The sequence below is a fragment of the Salinicola sp. RZ23 genome, from assembly GCF_003206675.1.
Classification (GTDB): domain Bacteria; phylum Pseudomonadota; class Gammaproteobacteria; order Pseudomonadales; family Halomonadaceae; genus Salinicola; species Salinicola endophyticus.
This window is the reverse complement of sequence record NZ_PZJK01000004.1, coordinates 1-19,563: the sequence shown is the minus strand read 5'-3', so window position 1 is coordinate 19,563 and position 19,563 is coordinate 1. Positions and strand designations below refer to the sequence as shown.

Annotated in this window: 15 protein-coding genes; all 15 read left to right on the top strand. The window is 52.7% G+C overall.

Going from position 1 to position 19,563, the window contains the following annotated elements; genetic code table 11:
* The first annotated feature begins 309 nt into the window (after window positions 1-309).
* The 15 genes from DOM67_RS02910 to DOM67_RS02840 all read left to right on the top strand — a co-directional run bounded on the left by DOM67_RS02910 (window position 310) and on the right by DOM67_RS02840 (window position 19,443).
* Window positions 310-2,073 (top strand): SLC13 family permease, encoded by a 1,764-nt coding sequence (locus DOM67_RS02910; RefSeq protein ID WP_110674177.1) that lies wholly within the window; start codon window positions 310-312, stop codon window positions 2,071-2,073.
* 449 nt (window positions 2,074-2,522) lie between these two features.
* The gene (locus DOM67_RS02905) at window positions 2,523-2,939 is read left to right on the top strand and encodes a DVU3141 family protein (protein ID WP_110674176.1); all 417 of its coding nucleotides are present in this window, start codon (window positions 2,523-2,525) and stop codon (window positions 2,937-2,939) included.
* Window positions 2,940-3,033: 94 nt separating this feature from the next.
* Entirely contained in the window at window positions 3,034-4,788 is a 1,755-nt protein-coding gene (locus DOM67_RS02900; RefSeq protein ID WP_110674175.1) for a polysaccharide biosynthesis/export family protein, read from the top strand.
* A gap of 55 nt (window positions 4,789-4,843) precedes the next feature.
* Window positions 4,844-5,650, top strand: coding sequence for an ABC transporter permease (locus DOM67_RS02895; RefSeq protein WP_110674174.1), 807 nt, complete (start codon window positions 4,844-4,846; stop codon window positions 5,648-5,650).
* Window positions 5,651-5,660: 10 nt separating this feature from the next.
* Window positions 5,661-6,323, top strand: coding sequence for an ABC transporter ATP-binding protein (locus tag DOM67_RS02890; RefSeq protein WP_110674173.1), 663 nt, complete (start codon window positions 5,661-5,663; stop codon window positions 6,321-6,323).
* Window positions 6,324-6,335: 12 nt separating this feature from the next.
* Window positions 6,336-7,427 carry a chain-length determining protein gene (locus DOM67_RS02885; RefSeq protein ID WP_110674172.1) on the top strand — a complete coding sequence of 364 codons (1,092 nt, stop codon included), beginning with the start codon at window positions 6,336-6,338 and terminating at the stop codon, window positions 7,425-7,427.
* A 31-nt stretch (window positions 7,428-7,458) separates the two neighbouring features.
* Window positions 7,459-11,379 (top strand): hypothetical protein, encoded by a 3,921-nt coding sequence (locus DOM67_RS02880; protein WP_110674342.1) that lies wholly within the window; start codon window positions 7,459-7,461, stop codon window positions 11,377-11,379.
* An 18-nt stretch (window positions 11,380-11,397) separates the two neighbouring features.
* A complete protein-coding gene (pseB, locus tag DOM67_RS02875) occupies window positions 11,398-12,396 on the top strand; it encodes a UDP-N-acetylglucosamine 4,6-dehydratase (inverting) (RefSeq protein WP_110674171.1) in 999 nt (332 codons plus the stop codon).
* Window positions 12,396-13,553 (top strand): UDP-4-amino-4,6-dideoxy-N-acetyl-beta-L-altrosamine transaminase, encoded by a 1,158-nt coding sequence (gene pseC / locus DOM67_RS02870; protein ID WP_110674170.1) that lies wholly within the window; start codon window positions 12,396-12,398, stop codon window positions 13,551-13,553. Before pseB ends, pseC begins: the two co-directional genes overlap by 1 nt.
* A complete protein-coding gene (gene pseF / locus DOM67_RS02865; RefSeq protein ID WP_110674169.1) occupies window positions 13,553-14,257 on the top strand; it encodes a pseudaminic acid cytidylyltransferase in 705 nt (234 codons plus the stop codon). Before pseC ends, pseF begins: the two co-directional genes overlap by 1 nt.
* Window positions 14,257-15,366 (top strand): UDP-2,4-diacetamido-2,4,6-trideoxy-beta-L-altropyranose hydrolase, encoded by a 1,110-nt coding sequence (pseG, locus tag DOM67_RS02860; protein ID WP_110674168.1) that lies wholly within the window; start codon window positions 14,257-14,259, stop codon window positions 15,364-15,366. Before pseF ends, pseG begins: the two co-directional genes overlap by 1 nt.
* A 9-nt stretch (window positions 15,367-15,375) precedes the next feature.
* Window positions 15,376-15,888: a UDP-4-amino-4,6-dideoxy-N-acetyl-beta-L-altrosamine N-acetyltransferase gene (gene pseH / locus DOM67_RS02855; protein WP_110674167.1), complete on the top strand. Its 513-nt coding sequence runs from the start codon at window positions 15,376-15,378 to the stop codon at window positions 15,886-15,888.
* A 3-nt stretch (window positions 15,889-15,891) separates the two neighbouring features.
* Window positions 15,892-16,944 (top strand): pseudaminic acid synthase, encoded by a 1,053-nt coding sequence (gene pseI / locus DOM67_RS02850; RefSeq protein WP_110674166.1) that lies wholly within the window; start codon window positions 15,892-15,894, stop codon window positions 16,942-16,944.
* Between the two features lie 186 nt (window positions 16,945-17,130).
* Window positions 17,131-18,105: a KpsF/GutQ family sugar-phosphate isomerase gene (locus DOM67_RS02845; protein WP_232825113.1), complete on the top strand. Its 975-nt coding sequence runs from the start codon at window positions 17,131-17,133 to the stop codon at window positions 18,103-18,105.
* 321 nt (window positions 18,106-18,426) lie between these two features.
* Window positions 18,427-19,443: a phytanoyl-CoA dioxygenase family protein gene (locus DOM67_RS02840; protein WP_110674164.1), complete on the top strand. Its 1,017-nt coding sequence runs from the start codon at window positions 18,427-18,429 to the stop codon at window positions 19,441-19,443.
* Window positions 19,444-19,563: the final 120 nt, after the last annotated feature.

The following is a 19,563-nucleotide window of genomic DNA, read 5'->3' as shown; positions in this document are numbered from 1 at the left end:
TCCTGGAACCAAGCCATGAAACCCGGACTCGCGCGCACCAGCGGCAAAAGGGGGCAATGGTGAACAGCGGAACCTGTCGCGCTTCACGGACAGTCACAAGACAAATCCTGACGCTTTATTCACTCACGGTTGAGCACTTTACGTAGCGTTATCACAATCGTATGCCTAGAATCGCGGTTCGATTGAAACAGAAAATCGATTCATTGAATTCGGCATAACGTCATAACTCAATGATGTTAATTCGGCGAGACGACGCTCGGATCACGCCGTGAGTTTCAGCATCGATAACGGTAAAGATGGGGAATTGGCATGGGTATCGATGCCTGGTTGAGCATCGCGGCCGTGGTGGCGGTCCTGGGCACACTGGTCTTCACGCGTATCGCACCGGACGCCATTCTGGTCGGCGCCATGGCGTTTCTGATCTTCACCGATGTGCTCACGCCGCAGCAGGCGCTGGCGGGCTTCGCCAATACCGGGGTGATGACCATTGCCGCGCTCTACGTGGTAGCGGCGGCGCTCAAGGAGACCGGGGCGATCAAGTGGATCGCCAGCATGCTGCTCGGCCAGCCGAGCACGCTGCGCCGGGCCCAGTGGCGGGTGATGCTACCGGCATCGGTGCTGAGCGCCTTCATGAACAACACCACCGTGGTAGCGATGTTCATTCCCGCGATCCAGGACTGGTCCGGTCGCCTGCGCCTTCCACCTTCCAAGCTGCTGCTGCCACTCAGCTATATCTCCATTCTCGGCGGGACCTGCACCCTGATCGGCACCAGCACCAACCTGGTGGTCGATGGCCTGCTGCAAAGCCGCCAAGGCATCTCGCTGGGCATGTTCGAACTCACCTGGGTAGGTCTGCCGATCCTGATCGTGGGCGGGGGCTTCATACTGCTGTTCGCCGGCTGGCTGCTGCCCCAGCGTGACGGCACCAGCTCGCAGCTCGACCAGATCCGCGAGTACAGCGTCGAGGTCGACGTGAAGCCGGGCGGGCCACTGGTGGGCCGGAGTATCGCCGAGGCGGGGCTGCGCAATCTGCAGTTCGGCTATCTCACCGATATCCAGCGTGGCGGTGAGCTGTTGGCCGCGGTACCGCCGGAGACCAGACTGCAGGCGGATGACACCCTGATCTTCGTTGGCGCGCCCGAGTGCGCCCGGGAGCTGCGCGAGGTACGTGGCCTGGTGCCGACCAACGGCAACGTGCAGAAGCTGGAGATCGCCCACCATCGGCGCTGCCTGGTCGAGGCGGTGATCAGCCCTGACTTCACCGCGATCGGCCAGAGCGTGCGTGAATCGCGTTTCCGCTCGCGCTTCCAAGCGGTGATTCTCTCCATCTCCCGTCATGGGCGGCGGCTGGAGGGCAAGCTCGGCGATGTCGAGTTCCAGGTCGGCGACACTCTGCTGCTGGAGACCGGGCAGCAGTTCGTCGAGCAGTACCGCTACCGCAAGGACTTCCTGCTGGTCAGCCAGCTCAACGACTCCACACCGCCCAATTTTCAGAAGGCGCCGCTCTCGCTGGGCATCCTTGGGGTCATGGTGTTGCTCAGTGCCACCAACCTGACCTCGATTCTCGAAGCGGCCTTTCTCGCTGCGGGCGCCATGCTGGTGAGCGGCTGCCTGACCATGGGCAAGGCGCGCCGCTATATCGATCTCTCCGTGCTGATCGTGATTGCCGCTTCGTTCTCCCTGGGTACCGCGATGAGTGAGTCCGGCGCCGCTCAGGCCATCGCCGAGCAGGTGGTAGGGCAGATCCACACCCCATGGCTGGCGCTGCTCTTCGTCTATGTGATGACGGTGCTGTTCACCGAGATGATCACCAACAACGCCGCCGCGGTGTTGATGTTCCCCATCGCCATGGCGGTCTCCGACCAACTCGGGGTCGATTTCATGCCGTTCGTCATCGCCGTCACCATTGCCGCGTCGGCCAGTTTCATGACCGCGCTGGGCTACCAGACCAACCTGATGGTGATGGGCCCCGGCGGCTATCGCATGCATGACTATCTCAAGCTAGGCGTGCCGCTCAGCCTGATTGTCGGTGTGGTCAGCGTCACACTGATACCGCTGATCTGGCACTTCTAACGACGGCGTAAATATCAGCATTGATGGATAGAAGGCATCCCCGGCCTGGTCACCATCATCTGGGTTTGGTTGGCCCGCCTTCAGGAGCTAGCACTGCCCGTGAGGGATCGGCCGCCGGCGCTGGCTTGACCAGGCGCCCGCGCAGGCCAGCTGCGGGAGCGAGCGCTGCTCACGAAGGAGGGCTTGCCATGACAGATACGAGGAATTTGCCTTCGCGGTAGGCAAATCGGGCCCGGCCCAATACAATCGTGTGGCTCAAGGGCCACGGATTCGGCCTACTAAATGTATCAATGTGTTCGAGGGCAGGGATTTTGCCATCGGTTATTTTTTTGGACTGCCCTGATGCTCTGGGCCTAATCCATTCCCTCCGGCCGATGCCATCGCGCGTATCGGGCATATGCCCGCGCGGTGAGGCTCGGCGTCTTAGTCAATCGGGTTGATCACAAAACATGTCAAACGCTTTCCATGGGGTGTCCCGCCGCGCTGGCCGGCTCGGGAAATTCTTCCAGCTGGGGGTGCTCTCTGTCGCCATCGCCGGATGCGCCACACAGAGCCAGCAGGGCATTCACAACGTGCAGAACATGCGTGGTGGTGCCGCCCTCGGCCCCGAGATCTCCACCTTTCTCGATAACGCTACGCCCGGCAGCATTGCCGCCTTCCCCAAGAGCCCATGGGGCTCGAACGTTTCGGTCATCGTCCAGGAGCGCTACTTCGCCGCCAGCGGTAGGCTCTGCGCGCATCTGGATGTTGCTCGCGAGAGTGGGGTGGCGCTGCATCAGGCCGAAGTCGCCTGTCTGGTCAAGGACAATGGCTGGTTCTCGCAGCGCCTGGTGACACAAGTGCTGCCCGCAACCAGCAATCAGTAACAAAAATCCGCTGCGACCGCGCCCAGCGAGCCGAGTATCGTCGACGACGATGTAGGCGGCGCGGAAGCCGCACGAACACCACAGGAAGTCTTGCATGAAACGTGCAGCATCGTTTTTCCGGGCCGGGTGCCTGGTGGCGGTAGCGTGCCTGAACGCCAACCTGGCGAGCGCGCAATCCTTCGAATCGGGTAGTGATATCCTGCCGCAGGGCCAGCAGGCCCAGTCTATGACCATGCAGCCCCAGGGGGCCAACGGCCAGCAAGGAGCCAACGGCCAGCAGGCGGTGGATGACACCCCGCGTGCCAATTGGAACAGTGATCAGTACGGGCCGATCGACCCCAACCAGGCACAGATCGACCCCAATATGCTGCCGCCCTTCGGCGCCAATCTCTTCAGCGGTGGCTTCCGCGGTGTGATGGCCGACGGGCTCAACCCTGCCTACACCATCAAGCCGGGCGACCAGATCAATCTGCGCGTCTGGGGCGGGGTAGAGATGCAGCAGGTGTTGACGGTCGACTCCCAGGGGAATGTCTTCCTGCCGGGTATCGGCCCGCTCAACGTTCAGGGCACCTCCAACAGCGAGCTCAACAAGCGGGTCACCTCGGCAATCAAGTCCGTCTACCCGGAAAACGTGCAGGTCTATACCAACCTGCAGGGCGTGCAGCCGGTGGGCGTGTTCGTGACCGGCTACGTCAAGAATCCCGGCCGCTACTCCGGCACTCCCAGCGACTCCATCCTCTACTTCCTCGATCAGGCCGGCGGCATCGAGCAGGCGCTGGGCAGCTATCGCCAGATCGTGGTCAAGCGTAATGGCCGCGCGATCGAAACGGTCGATCTCTACGACTTCCTGATCAACGGCAACATGCCGCGCACTCAGTTCCGTGATGGCGACACCGTGGTGGTAGAGCAGCGCGGCCCTGCGGTCGCCGTGGTCGGTGACGTTGAGAAGCCGTTCCGCTACGAGCTGGCGGGTGAGCAGCTCACCGGTGGCGATGTGACCAACCTCGCGCGCCTGCGCGCCGGCGTCTCTCATGTGCTGCTGCGCGGCAGCCGCCCCAGCGGCCCCATCGCGCGCTATCTGACGCTGAGCGAATTCCGCGAAGCCAACGTCGAGAAGGGGGATGAGGTGCTTTACAGCGCCGATCAGCGCGCCGAAAGCATCGTCGTGCAGGTAGAAGGCAGCTACTACGGCCCCTCGCGCTATGTACTGCCGCGTGACGCTCACCTGGGTGAGTTCCTCAACGCGATCAGCGTGCCCAAGAGCATGACCAGCTACAAGGACATCTCGATCCGCCGCGAGAGCGTCAAGGAGCAGCAGAAAGAGTCTCTCAACGAAAGCCTCGACCGGCTCGAGCAGACCTATCTGGGCTACCCCTCGCGCACCGCGAAAGAGGGCGAGATTCAGGTGCGCCAGGCCGAGCTGATCCAGAAGTTCGTGCAGAAGGCGCGCCAGACCCAGCCCACCGGGCGCTTGGTCGTGGCCCGCGGCGATAACATCGCCGATGTGCGCCTCCAGGATGGTGATGTGATCACTATCCCCGAAATCTCCGATTCCGTGCTGCTGAGCGGCGAAGTCACCATTCCGCAGGCGATGGTCTTCACCCCTGGCATGAGCGCCAGTGATTACATCCAGCAAGCGGGGGGCTTTACCCCGCGCGCGGATGACGATCAGGTACTGGTGGTGCACAAGAACGGTGCCGTGGTTCACGCCGGCGATACCAAGATCCGTGCCGGTGACGAGATCATGGTGCTGCCCGCCGCCCCGACCAGCAATATCGAGCTGGCCAGCAGTATTACCCAGATCCTCTATCAAGTGGCCGTGGCGACCAAGGTCGCGCTGGATCTTTAACTCTGACTCAGCGGCGAGGCGGCAACGTCTCGCTGTTTAATACAAGGTAATGCCCATGCCTTCGTTGAAGTACTCTGACGGTGCCAGGCATCCGGTAAAAGTTACATGGGATGTATGGTCTGCTATGTTTTTGCGGGAAATGATCTCAAGGACCATGTCTGATCGAATGGCATGGTTTTGGATGATTTTTGAACCGATTGCAACGATTGGCGTTATGGTGCTGGTGCGAACATATTTCTTATCGGGGAGACATGTTGCCGGTGCGGATTTTATACCTTGGATGGTAGTGGGACTTATGGGGTTTTACTTGTTTCGCGAGAACATGACGCGCCCTATGAGCGCGATAGACTCTAGCAAAGGCTTGTTTACTTATCGACAAATATTGCCAATAGATCCAGTGCTTGTTAGATGCTACGTGGAAGGCTCTTTGAGAACATTTGTGTTCTTGGTTTTTATTCTTATAGGTGAGCTGCTGGGGTTGAATCTCCTTCCCGATTTTGGCTTAGGAGCATTGTTTGATTGGTTTTCACTATGGTGTCTTGGTATTGGTTTGGGGGTTTTTTTATCAGCTGCCGCCACGCTTGTTTCAGAAATTGGCAGGGTGGTTAAAATAATAAGTCTGCCGCTTTTGATATCCTCTTGCGTCATTATTCCAATATCATATATACCGCATGGGATACAGAAGTATGTCCTGCTGAACCCCATAGTCCATGGTATTGAGAGTATGAGGCTTTCCTTTTTTAGCGGATATCATACTGCTTCAGGGGTGGATCTGAGTTATCTATGGGTTTGGGCATTGGCCTCTTTAAGTCTGGGGCTGTTAATGCATAAGCGTTTCGAGTACAAGTTGAAAGCGATTTAGGCCAATTGAAATGATCTCAATCAGAGGGGTTTCAAAAAAATATACCATCAATGGCGTCGCGAATTGGGTCCTTAAAGACATTGATATAGACATACCAGATGGTGTGAATGTTGGCCTTATTGGGAGAAATGGTGCCGGTAAGTCTACTTTATTGAGGCTGATAGGGGGAATGGATAGGCCTGATAAGGGGAAAATCATACGGACTACTAAAGTGTCCTGGCCAATTGGTCTGGCTGGTGGCTTCAAAGGAGCCATGACAGGGCGGCAAAATGTGAAATTCGTAGCCAGAGTACACGGGATAAAAGAAAATTTAACAGAGATCATTGGTGAGATTCAAGAGTTTGCACAAATTGGAAAGGCTTTTGATCAACCAGTAAGTACGTATTCTTCTGGCATGAAATCGAGATTGTCTTTTGGGTTGTCTCTTGCGTTTAAATTTGATGTTTACCTATCGGATGAAGCGACTTCGGTGGGGGACAGAGCTTTTAAGAAAAAAGCACAGCGAGCATTTAAAGACCGGGTGTCAGGAGGGAGTTTAATCATGGTTTCCCATGGCGAAGGCGTATTAAAGGAAATGTGTGAAGCTGGCATTTATCTAGCAAATGGGAAAGCAACCTGGTATGACGAGATCGGTGATGCAATCAAACAGTATCACGCTGATGATGAGAGCTAAGCGAGCCCCTAAATGAGATTTAAAATATTTTTCCTTAAGTACCCCCATTGGGCGGTGTGCGCGTTAGTTGTAGTTTTGAATTCTTTTTACTGGTTTGCGGTGGCGAGCGACCGCTATGTTTCGCATGCGAATGTGGTATTAGAATCTCCTCAGTTAAGTCAACCACAACTGAATTTCGGTGCGTTGCTTTCAGGCGCTAGTGGTAACGCGGACATGCTTATCCTTAGAGATTACATGCGTTCGACCGATATGTTGAAGCTGTTGAATAAAGAGCTCGATTTTTCCAGTAAGTATTCCGATGGCAGAATAGATTTTTTCAGCCGACTTTCATCGGCTAATGCACCATTAGAGGTGATGCACGACTATTTTTTGAAAAGAGTGTCGGTTGAAGTTGATGATTATGCTGGAGTTCTAAGAGTTGATGTTGAGGGTTTTGATCCTAAAACAGCTCATGCTGTAAATGAGACGCTACTTTCCGAAGGTGAAAAGCACATGAACGCTCTTGGTAGGCAGCTTGCACAAGAGCAGGTGAAGTTTCTAGAAAAGCAGGTCGATCAACTCCGTGCTAATTATAAAGAAGCCCAGCAGTCACTACTGGATTATCAAAATGATAATGGATTAGTTTCACCCACCGGTACTGTGGAAAGCCTCAGCTCGGTTGTTGCCAGTCTTCAAGCAAAAAGAGCTAAGTTAGAAGCCGAAAAAAATGCCTTGATGAGTTACCAGAGTAAAAATGCACCTCAGGTCGTTCGGGTTAACAGTGAAATCCAAGCGATTGCAAAACAAATTTCTAATGAACAGTCTCGTCTGGCCGCAAATTCTGGTACTGCACTTAACGCTATTTCATCCGAATATCAAAGCCTTCAGTTGGAAGCTAAATTTGCTCAAGAAAGCTACTCCGGTGCGCTCGCTGCACTAGAAAGTACTCGTATTGAAGCTGCGAGAAAGCTAAAGCAGCTTTCGATACTGCAAAGCCCGACGTTGCCAGAATATCCAGAAATGCCCAAGCGGCTTTACAATAGCGTGCTTTTTGGATTGATTGCTTTATTTGTCGCTTTTATAATCAACATGCTAATCGTGATAGTCAAAGATCATCGCGATTGATGTTTTGGCATTTCTATGGTCTTGGTTGCAGATGAAAATGAAAAGTCTTAGACAAATTTACAGCTCCGCTCGCAACATTATTTCCCAACGCTCTGGGAAAAGGTTTTTAAAAGGTGGTGTGGAACTGGTGGGTGATAACTGGCTTTTTTCCAACAAGAAGCCGGTAGCAATAATGTATGGCTTTAATCCTTGGAAGAGAGAGGTTGTTAGTCAGTATCTTAGTGACTATCGTACAGCCTTTGTGAGAGGAAAAACTCCTTTTTATAAGCTTAAGTATAAGTTCCTTAATCATCTTTCGGATGACGAGCAGGTCGTTTTTATAGGGTGGGGTAATAAGCTGCCCGAATCATACAAGCGTTATGCTAATGCTAGAAGATTAGCCCCATCTTCCAAAACTCGATCCAACGTTGCTACGATGGAAGATGGCTTTTTGAGATCCATTGGAGTGGGGTTGCTGCACACAAGGCCCGGCTCGCTTTGCCTCGATTGGGAAGGTATTCACTTTAAATCGAAAGGAGGTAGTGATCTAGAAACCTTGCTTAATGATTTTGATTTCGCTGGCGAGACCGCGTTAATCAAACGCGCTGAAAAATGCATGGAGCTTATGCGAGCGGCAAGGCTTACTAAATATTACAACCCTAAGCCTTACGACAAAACTACCACGGTCCAAAAACTTGGAAGATACTCCATATTGGTGATCGGCCAAGTCGAAGATGATGCTTCAGTTTTAAATAGCGGTTCTAAAGTTTTAGATAATTATTCGTTAGTCTTGCAGGCGAAAAAGGACTTCCCTGAGGCAAATATTTATTTCCGCCCGCATCCCGACTATTGGACAGGGACTAGAGATTCGACAAAAACAAGAAAGCTTGAGTCGCTGGAAAATATTTGCGCAATTGTTCCCCCTACAATTAGCTTGTATGCTCTTTTTGATGTGGTTGATAGAGTTTATACAATATCTTCTTTGTCTGGTTTTGAAGCGCTAGTGCATGGCCTCGAAGTTACTACACTGGGGGCGCCGTTTTATTCAAACTGGGGCGTAACTGACGATAAGGTAAAAGTTCCCAAACGTACTGCTAAACGAACTGTGGCAGAAATTTTTGCAATTGCTTATCTGATTTATCCTCGTTATATCTCGATGGTGACCTCGCAGCGAATTAGTTACGAAGAGCTTGCTGAGGAGCTGATACTTGAAAGTCTTAAACACGAGATGCTTCTCGACTTTAAAAAAAATGCCTTGTTTCAGGCCGTCAGACCTCATAAGGAATCGCTTTCGTCGGGTTTTGAGCTTCTTGAATATTTGGTAGAAAGTGAGAGTTTTGGAGGAGCTGATCCGGAATTCTTTTTTACTAAGCTTGTTCCAGACAGAACTTGCGCTGAGTATGAACGAGCTGTTCGCTATTTCCCATATTTGTCAGTCGTGCTGATTAATAGCTCTAATTTTGAAGTGCTTACTAAGTATATAGAATTGTGTCTACATGCGTTAAGTGATCATAGCTCGACTCTTTTTAGAGATGCAGAGATGTTAGAAAACCTTTTCTACTACATCTCTTTGAGCCTTTATCATACCAATGGTCGCGTGGTTGATGGGGTCCCTGATTTTATTGGTTCTATAGAGAAGTTTGTTTTTTGTAGCTCTGATAGGCTTGAACGAATCTATAAGCTATACTTCAAGATACTTTCTGCAAATCTGCAATATGAACTTGCGAAAAAGGTTTATCTTGAGATTAGTAGGTTGTCAGATGGTGTGACAAATGAGGTTTCTTTCCGCGCGCATCAAGATATTGATAGTTATATTCGGGACCAATTTGTCAAAAAAATAGAGAGCGAGTTTTCAGTTTATACAAGTTTAGGTTCGAGTCTTACGGCGAGACCCTCTAGGTCAGAACGCGATTATGTGTCCAGGCACTCTCTTTTAGTTGAAGTGACAGATCGCTATCATGAGGGGCTGGATAAGAAATTCAATGATGAAAAAGATGTCTTTGTAAATGCGGCTCTTAAAGCTGTGCTGCTGGGTGACGAAACAAGGGCCACTACTTACGCAAAGAAAATATCTGAGGTTATTGGTTGGGATAGGATCGTAAGCGAGAAGGTCCGGATAGGAGATGCATTTTCTCTTTTTAATTACTTTATACGTAGGCGAAATTATACGATCGCTAGTGAAATATTGCCGCATTTGCTAAAAATCAATAATGTAGCCTCTAGCATGGCAGGGTTAAATTACTACCGATCAGTTCAAGATGATGCAGGCTTCTTTTCTTTTTATTCAGAACTTGAGGAGGATGTAAGGTCTCATGTTAAAGTTCTTGCTATCTACGCCAGGCAGTTAAGAAATGCTGGTATGTTTTCTAAATCTAAACGTGTTTATAAAGAAATCCTGTCTAAGCCCGCGACGGTCGCAAAAAAAACTAGTATACAGGGAGAGATAGATAAGATTGATTTTTGCATTGAGTCTAGTGAGATATTGAATTCTGTGCCACAGCCTCGCTTGCCAAAGGGTGTTGTGTTTCTCGCGTCTCAAACTTGCTTTAACACTCTTGCAATGATGGTTCCATCTTTAGTTGAGCTGAAGAAAGAGGGCTATGCGGTAGTTAATTTATGCTCAGGGATGACTGAAGAACAGCCTACTGGTATAGATTTCATAGACCGGTTCTTTGGGGTAATACCTCTGGATTTGGTTTTCTCCGAGAGAAAAAATGAATGGCTTGTGGATTGGCCTGCAAGAAGAGTTGAGTCAAAAGGCATTAATTTCTATCAGGGTTTTTATGAGCGTTTGTCGACGTCAGCAAGACGGTTCTTTGTTGATATCAACAATGACGGCGTTTGGAAGGATTTTGAAATAAATCTTTTGCGCTCTGACACCTGTTTGAGTGTATGTGACGAAATATATAGATCGGTGACTAAAAAAGGTATCCCTACAGTTTTTGTTTCGGGGAATAGCCATGTTACTCCTTTTAGTGTTTTTCGTGATTATGCTCGATTTAAAAATGACAGGTTGTTGACTTTTGTTAACTGCAATGTTGCTTACGAAGCGTATTTTTCTAATTTGGGTAGCAAGACGGCTAATACCATGTGCGTGACGGACATGACACTTTATCCGGATGTTCGTGCTCCATTTATGGCTAGGCACGATAAGTTCAAAACTTGGTACGAAAAAAACAAAAAAAATGGAGATTTTGTCGAAAAAGCTAATTCAATTATAAATGTGAACAGGGTCGGTCAGAAAAGCCTTGAAGCAGAATCTGCTTTGCTTGAAAGGATATCCACGGCAAAAAATAACGGTGTAAAAGTGGTGTGTGCCTTTGGCAAAGTGCCCGTCGATCTTAATGTCCCATACGATGGCGGAGCTGCACACTCTGACATGTCAGATTGGATAACTCATACTGTCGAGACGGTTGCCAACAAGAGTGATGTGCTTCTTCTTATCAAGCCCCATCCTCATGAGCTTCGCCCAGAAATAGCTCTAGATCTCGTTGAAAGTTTTTTTGACTTGATAAAGTGTGAAATACCCGAGAATGTTGTTCTTATGGGGCATAAAGATATGAACAGTCACGCTTTGGGCCCTTATCTTGACCTTGCTCTATTATACAATGGCTCCACCGCTCTAGAATTGACGACGCAAGGAGTGCCTGTAGTTATGGCATCCTATTTTGGTAAACATGATTATCCTGTTTCTCTACAATACCCCGAGTCAAGAGATGATTATGAACAGCTTGTTCTTTCCGAGGGTTACCGTAGACCAACGGAAGAAATTCAAAAGCAGGCTGCATTCTTGATATGCTATCTCGGCACAGATGAGATAACTACACTGAATCAGTTCTCTATTCGCCAGCTTACCAACGATAAAATTGGAGTTCCGAAGTGGAGGAGAGATAAGGTTAAAGAATTCCTTCTTCGGGGTGATGTTGGCATGAAGAAGATTGCTTCTCAAATTGTTGAGAAGTTTGAATTGTGAAAAATGGAGATTTTTGAAATGTTTGAAGGTTCAACAATCCTTGTGACAGGTGGTACGGGCTCGTTTGGCCATAAATTTGTTCCCATGGTGCTCGAAAAATATAATCCCCACAAGGTTATTATCTATTCTCGCGACGAGATGAAGCAGTGGGAGATGGCAAAGCTTTTCAAAGACGATGATCGGGTGCGCTTCTTTATCGGTGATGTCAGGGACCGCGAGCGGATCTATCGGGCGCTTGATGGTGTGGACTATGTTGTCCATGCGGCCGCTACCAAGATCGTGCCCACGGCTGAATACAATCCCTTTGAGTGTGTCAAAACTAATGTCATGGGCGCCATGAACCTCATCGATGCCTGCATCGACAAGGGCGTCAAGAAGGTGGTTGCGCTTTCTACGGATAAGGCAAGCAGCCCGGTAAACCTCTACGGCGCAACCAAGCTGACCTCGGACAAGTTGTTTGTCGCAGGCAACTCTTATGCCGGTGGGCACGATACTAGTTTCTCCGTGGTACGCTACGGTAACGTCATGGGCTCCCGCGGTTCGGTTATCCCATTCTTTATGTCTGTCAAAGATAAAGGCATTTTGCCGATCACTGACCCGCGTATGACTCGCTTCATGATCTCATTGGAAGAGGGCGTCGAGCTGGTCTGGCACGCTTTTGAGGATATGGAGGGTGGTGAGATCTACGTCAAGAAGATCCCGTCGATGAAGGTGACCGATCTAGCGCGTGTCGTCGCGCCTGATGCCAAGCAAGAAGTGGTTGGTATTCGGCCGGGCGAGAAACTGCACGAGCAGATGATCGGCGAAGAAGATGCTATCTACACCTACGAGTATCCTGAGCATTATAAGATTCTGCCTGCCATCAACAATTGGGACAAAGATGTCAACCGCATCAAGAATGGTGTCAAGGTCAAGGATGACTTTAACTACTCCAGCGACAATAACGCCGAGTGGATGACTGATGCGCAGTTGCAGGCGTGGATTGACCGTAACTGGGAAAAGATTGGAGCCATCTAATGATTCCTTACGGTCGGCAGGAAATCGATCAAACAGATATCGATTCTGTGCTTTCCGTGCTGCAGTCGGACTTTTTGACGCAGGGGCCACAGGTGCCCCTGTTCGAAAAAAATCTGGCTGAGCACGTAGGCGCTCGACATGCATTGGCGGTCAACAGTGCTACGTCGGCGCTGCATATCGCCTGTCTGGCGCTGGGCCTGGGGGAGGGCGATTGGCTCTGGACCAGCCCAGTGACCTTCGTCGCTTCGGCCAATTGTGGCCGTTACTGCGGTGCACGTGTCGATTTCGTCGATATCGATCCCAAGACCTACAACTTGTGTCCCAAGGCGCTTGAGGACAAGCTGCTAGAGGCGGAGCGTCAGGGGTGCTTGCCAAAGGTGGTGGTTGCCGTGCATCTGTGCGGTCAGCCCTGCGAGATGCAGGCGATCCATGCGCTGGGTAAGCGCTTCGGCTTCCGTATCATCGAAGACGCTTCGCACGCGGTCGGCGGCAAGTATCAGGGAGAGTTCATCGGCAGTGGTCGCTACAGCGATATCACCGTGTTCAGCTTTCATCCGGTCAAGATCATCACCACCGCCGAAGGCGGCATGGCGCTGACCAACGATGACAGTCTCGCCGAGAAAATGGCGCTGCTGCGCAGCCACGGGATTACGCGTGATCCGGCTACTATGACGCATGAAGCCGATGGGCCCTGGTACTACCAGCAGGTCGCGCTGGGCTTCAACTACCGCATGACCGAGCTGCAGGCCGCGCTGGGTGTCTCTCAGCTCGAGCGGCTGGATCACTACGTGGCTGAGCGGCACCGTCTGGCGGCGCGCTACGACGCTGCGCTGGCCGAGTTGCCGGTGGTGACACCCTGGCAGCATCCGGATAGCTACTCCGGGCGTCATCTATATGTGATTCGGCTCGAGCTGGAGCGGATTTCGGCCTCTCACCGTGAGGTGTTCGAGGCACTACGTTCGCGAGGTGTCGGTGTCAATCTGCACTATATCCCGGTGCATACCCAGCCCTATTACCGCGCATTTGGGTTTGGTGACGGAGATTTTCCGCAGGCGGAGCGCTATTACGCCGAGGCGATTAGTCTGCCTCTGTTCCCAAGCCTGAGTGAGTCTCAGCAGGACGAGGTGATTCGCGTGCTATCCGAGGTGCTGGTGTGATGCGGCTGGCAGTGATCCCCGCGCGGGGTGGTAGCAAGCGGATTCCGCGCAAGAATATCAAACCTTTCTGCGGTAAACCGATGATCGCCTGGTCCATCCAGGCGGCGCTGGCGAGCCGCTGTTTCGATCGCATTATCGTCTCGACGGACGATGACGAGATCGCCGCAGTGGCCAGGGAATGGGGCGCGCAGACACCCTTCATGCGCCCGGCGGCGCTATCGGATGATCATACCGGTACGGTACCGGTCATCGCCCATGCCATTACGGAGATTCAACAGGCGGGAGTCTCTCTTGAGGCGGTTTGCTGCCTTTATGCCACGGCGCCCTTCGTTGCTGCCGATGATCTGATCGCGGGGCTCGATCGCCTCGAGGGAGAGGACGTCGACTATGCCTTTTCGGTGACTAGCTACGCTTTCCCGATCCAGCGGGCGCTGCGCATGACGCCCAAGGGGCGGGTGGCGATGTTCGAGCCGGAACACTTCAACACCCGTTCCCAGGATCTGGAAGAGGCGTGGCACGATGCCGGCCAGTTCTACTGGGGGTGCCCGGCCGCCTGGCTGGCAGGTAGGTCGCTGTTCTCGGAGCGCGCTGTGCCGGTCAAGCTACCGCGTCATCGGGTGCAGGATATCGATACGCCGGAAGATTGGCAGCGAGCCGAATGGTTGTTCAAGGCTTGGAAGGCGGCATCGGGAGAAAGTGTCTGATGTCATGCGTGGCTTTTCGCGTCGATGCCTCTGTGGAGATCGGTACCGGCCACGTCATGCGTTGCCTGACGCTGGCGACGGCGCTGCGCGAGCATCACGCGGCGCGATGCTACTTCTTGTGTCGCGAGCTTCCCGGGCATTTGATCGGGCGTATCGAAGCAGAGGGGTTCGAGGTGCTGCGCCTGGCGGCGCCCGTGGCTGCAGGGACATCGCCCTCGGGCCTGGATGCATACGAGACCGCCCATGCGGCCTGGTTGGGCGTCGGCTGGTCGCAGGATGCCCGCGAGAGCGCGGACCTGCTCGCGCCACTCGACGCCGATTGGCTGGTGTTGGATCACTATGCCCTGGATGCGCGCTGGGAGTCGGCAGTGCGTTCGTCGTGCACGCGGCTGCTGGTCATCGATGATCTCGCGGACCGTAAGCATATCGCCGATCTACTGCTGGATCAGAACTTGGGCAGGCTGGCAGAGGATTACGCCGACCTAGTGCCGGCAGACTGCCGGCTGATGATTGGCCCGGATTACGCGCTGCTGCGCCCGGAGTTCGCCGAGTGGCGTCGGCCGAGTCTTGAAAGACGCGATAGCCAGCCAGGGCTGTCTCAGTTGCTGATTAGCTTGGGTGGGGTAGATAAAGACAATGTCACTGCTGAGGTACTGGGGGTTTTGCACGATACCGAGCTGCCGGGAACGTGCCGGATCACGGTAGTGATGGGGGCCACCGCGCCATGGATCGAGGCGGTGAAGCGTGTGGCGGAAACCCTCGAACAGCCCACCGAGGTCGTCACCAATGTCAGCGACATGGCGCGACGCATGGCTGAGGCCGATCTGGCGATCGGCGCGGCGGGCAGCACATCTTGGGAGCGCTGCTGTCTGGGCCTGCCGACCCTGATGCTGGTGCTGGCCGAAAATCAGCGCGATATCGCTGCCAATCTCGAACTTCGGGGAGCGTCCATGACCCTTGATCGGGAGGCACTGAAAGATAATATGATCGAGGCAATTTCCGAAATTAAAAACATCCAGCGTCTTTCTAGCCTTAGTGTCTGCGCTCGTGAGCTGACAGGCGGGCTCGGGGCATCTCGAATAGCTCGCGAGTTGACTCAAGCAAGTTGAGGAACATCAATGCTTACAAAGATCCGACCTATCCGGCGTGAGGATCTTTCTTCCGTCCTATCTTGGCGTAATCATCCAGATGTGCGTCAGTACATGTATACGCAGCAGGAAATCGCTTGGGAAGAGCATCTCGCTTGGTTCGAAAGCGTTTGCGCTAGGGATAATTCTCATGTGATGATTTTTGAGAATGATGGCATTCCTTCTGGCGTGCTCAATATTGATATTGTTTCTAAAAGTGATAAAAGGGCCGAGTGGGGGTTCTACCTTTCTCCTATGGCTGCTAAGGGCAGCGGTCCCCTTCTTGGGAGTCAAGCATGTGAGTTTGTGTTTGAGTCTTTAGGTTTACATAAGCTCTGCGGAGAGGTGTTGGCATATAATCACCGGTCGATAAAATTTCACGAGCGGTTGGGCTTCAAGCAAGAAGCAATATTGCGTGAGCATCACTGCGATGGAAGTCGTTACCATGATGTCATTGGCTTTGGGCTACTGGCTGCTGAATGGAAGGTGCAGAGGAGAACTTAAGTAATGCAGGCTCCCTTTATTGAAATAGCAGGTCGGCGCATCAGTGTGAATGACTCGCCCTATATTATTGCTGAGTTGTCAGCCAACCACAATGGCAACATAGAGAATGCATTTCGTATCCTCGACGAAGCCAAAAAAGCAGGCGCTGACGCCGTCAAGCTCCAAACTTATCGCCCGGACACCATTACTCTCGATAGTGATAATGAAGAGTTTATCATCAAGGGTGGCTTATGGGACGGACGCAAGCTATATGAGCTTTACGAAGAAGCTCATATGCCATGGGATTGGCACAAGCCTCTGTTCGAGCGTGCGCGAGAGCTAGGCATCACAATTTTTAGCTCTCCTTTCGATGCCACTGCGGTCGATTTGTTAGAGGAGCTTGGAGCCCCTGCATACAAGATCGCCTCGTTCGAAGCTGTCGATATTCCACTGATCGAGTATGTGGCGAGCAAAGGCAAGCCGATGATTATCTCCACCGGCATGGCTGATGCGGAGGAAATTCAGGAGGCGATAGAGGCTGCCCAAGGAGCTGGTTGCAAACAACTGGCCATTCTGCATTGTGTCAGCGGTTATCCGGCGCCTGCAGAGGACTATAATCTTCGCACTATATCTGACATGATTGAGCGCTTTGGTGTGGTTACCGGGCTGTCAGATCACACGATCGATAACACTACAGCGGTAACCAGTATTGCACTAGGTGCTAGTATCGTTGAGAAGCATGTTACATTGGACCGTAATGGTGGTGGGCCAGACGACAGCTTTTCTCTGGAACCTACCGAGCTAAAGGCGCTTTGTCGCGATACAAAAACCGCTTGGAAAGCGATGGGTAGAGTCGACTATGGTCGCAAGTCGAGCGAGCAGGGCAATGTTCAGTTTCGGCGCTCTCTGTATTTTGTTAAAGCATTGAAGTCCGGTGATCTTATTACTGAGGATGCAGTTCGTAGTGTAAGGCCTGGTTATGGAATGGCGCCAAAGTATCTTAAGTCTATTTTGGGGAAAAGGGTTAAAGATGATGTTGCTGCCAATTCACCAGTAGTCGATTCCTTGATTGACTGATCGTGGCCGGGGCGATGGATATTGCCCCGGCTGTAAAGTCTTTAAGCTGCACCTGTAATCTTCGGATTTCCTAGTCTTTCTTGTTTTAGATATGTTTGTGATGTAGGTTTGTTGTTGATGGCTTAGGTGCTAGATATGTCGTCGCAATAAAGATAAGTTATTTCAAATAAGGTTAAAAATTGCGTAATGTCCACTCATGTTTCGTCCGGTGATGGTGAGCCGATGACAGCTTGTTCTCTTGAACTCGCTAAAGGTGTTTTCGAGGAACAGTCACGTGCACTGAGCCATATCGGGCGCTCTCTCAGCGGTGGGTTTCTGGATGCAGTAGAGCTAATTTATGCCTGCGCCGGCAAGGTGATAATTTCCGGGATGGGCAAGTCGGGAATCATTGGTCGCAAGATCGCTGCAACGCTGGCTTCTACTGGCAGCCCTAGCTTCTTTGTTCATCCTGGCGAGGCGTATCACGGCGATCTGGGTATGATTGGCGGCGACGACCTGGTCATTCTGATCTCCTACAGTGGCGAAACTGATGAAGTAATCAAACTATTGCCCTATCTGCGTCATATTCAAGCATGCACCATAGCGATTACCGGTAATCCGGCTTCCACGCTAGCAAGCAGTACGGATGTACATCTGAATGTCTCTATTGAAAGAGAGGCTTGCCCGAACAATTTGGCGCCAACCACATCGACCACGGCCACCTTGGTCATGGGAGATGCGCTGGCTGTCGCGTTGATGAATCGACGCGCGTTCATGCCTATCGATTTCGCGCGTTTTCATCCTGGCGGGTCACTTGGGCGCAAGCTATTGACGAAAGCCAGGGACGTGATGCACCACGTGCCGTCTCTAGCGCGCACGTCACCTTTCGCTGAGGTGGTGCATGAGATAAGCGAAGGCGAGCAGGGAATTGTCTGCGTTATCGATGATGCCGGGAAACTGATCGGCGTAGTCACGGATGGTGACCTGCGGCGTGCCATTGAAAGGAGGGGGCAAACCGAGGATCTGACCGCCAATGATATCATGGGCACCATGCCTGTGGCCGTCTCCGCCGATGCCAATCTCTACGACTGCGAACATCTGATGCGTGAGCGTAAATTGACCACGTTGGTCGTTGCAGAAGAACGTTACCCTATGGGTGTGGTAAAGAGCTTCGATGCTTGATACTTCATTGTGGTCGAGGGGCTTTTTCCAAGCCTGATACTGCAAGTGAAGGCTCGTAGTCGTCATTTACTTCAGACGTAAATGTTGAGAGGGTGACAGGATTATGGCCTGTTCATTATTTTTATTGTTCCAATATTGTGAGTTGGTGGTTAAAATCTAAGAATACTATATGGCAACGGTGATGGTGAAGCTGTTTAATTTTTATGGGGCAAGATTGACGCTTAACATGAGGGGTGATTGAAAAAGCCTATCACTACCTGTTTTATTCTTGGCATTTTGTGAAGTGAATAAACTAATGTGCTGCCCAAGGAGGGCGCCTTCATGAAACGGGTCTTGCGGTATCCGATCTGGCTCGGTGAGCTGTTCACTGGCGCCAAGTCGTTCAAGGGCAACCCGGTGCTCGGCAGCGAGCGGCTCAACCGCTGGGGGCTACACGCGGCCAGGGTGTGGCTGGCTTACTGGATGTCGCGCCTGCGCATGGCGATGTTCGCACCCGGCGTGCCCAAGGCGGATCGGGTCGCGTTCCAGCGCCAGGGCTATGTGCTCAAGGAGAACTATCTACCACCGGCGCAATTCGAGTCGCTGGTGGCCGCGGTGCGCACCTACGAGGGGGAAATCCGCGAGTGCTGCCAGGGCGATACCGATACCCACCGCATTTTGCTGGCGCCGGAAGTGGTCGCGCAGTTGCCGGAGGTGAAGGCGGTGTTGGAAGACCCGGCCTTGAAGCGGCTGTTCCGCTACTGCGCAGGGCACGCACGCCTGCCGATCTGCCATATCGAGAACGTGCACAACGGAGATCGCCCCGAGGAGCACAAGCGCGACCCGCAGAAGAACCTGCATGTGGATACCTTCCAGCCGACCATGAAGTTCTGGCTCTACCTGGAAGACGTCACTGACCAGAATGGGCCTTTCGTGTTCGTGCCTGGGTCCAACCGGCCGCACCGGGAGCGGCTGAAGTGGGAGTATGCGATGAGCGTGCGTGCGCGCCAACACGCTGATAGCTACACCGCGCGGGGCTCGTTCCGGGTCAGTGCCGAAGAGGCGGAGCGCCTGGGTAATTGCGGGCCGCAGGCGTTCCGGGTCAAGGGCAACACCTTGTTGATCGCCAATACCTTTGGCGTTCATGCGCGGGGCGAGGCCGAGCCCGGAAGCTCGCGCCTGGCATTGTGGGGTATGAGCCGCACCAATCCTTTCGTGCCGCTGCCGGGGCTGGGGTTCGATTACGTCAACCGGCTGCAGTATCGGGTGCTCCAGCGCATGCGCCGGAAGGAGGATGCCCGGGCCGCGGCCAAGGGGGGGCGCTCCTCTTGGCACGTGATCCCGCGCAAGCGCATCTGAGTTGTCGCTAGCCTGCCTGCCACCTGGGATGGTCGGTGGTAAGCAATCGTCGAGAAATCGCCGAAAAAAGCCTTTCCTGTCCGGGTGTAGACCCGGCACCGGAAAGGCTTTTTTTTGGTT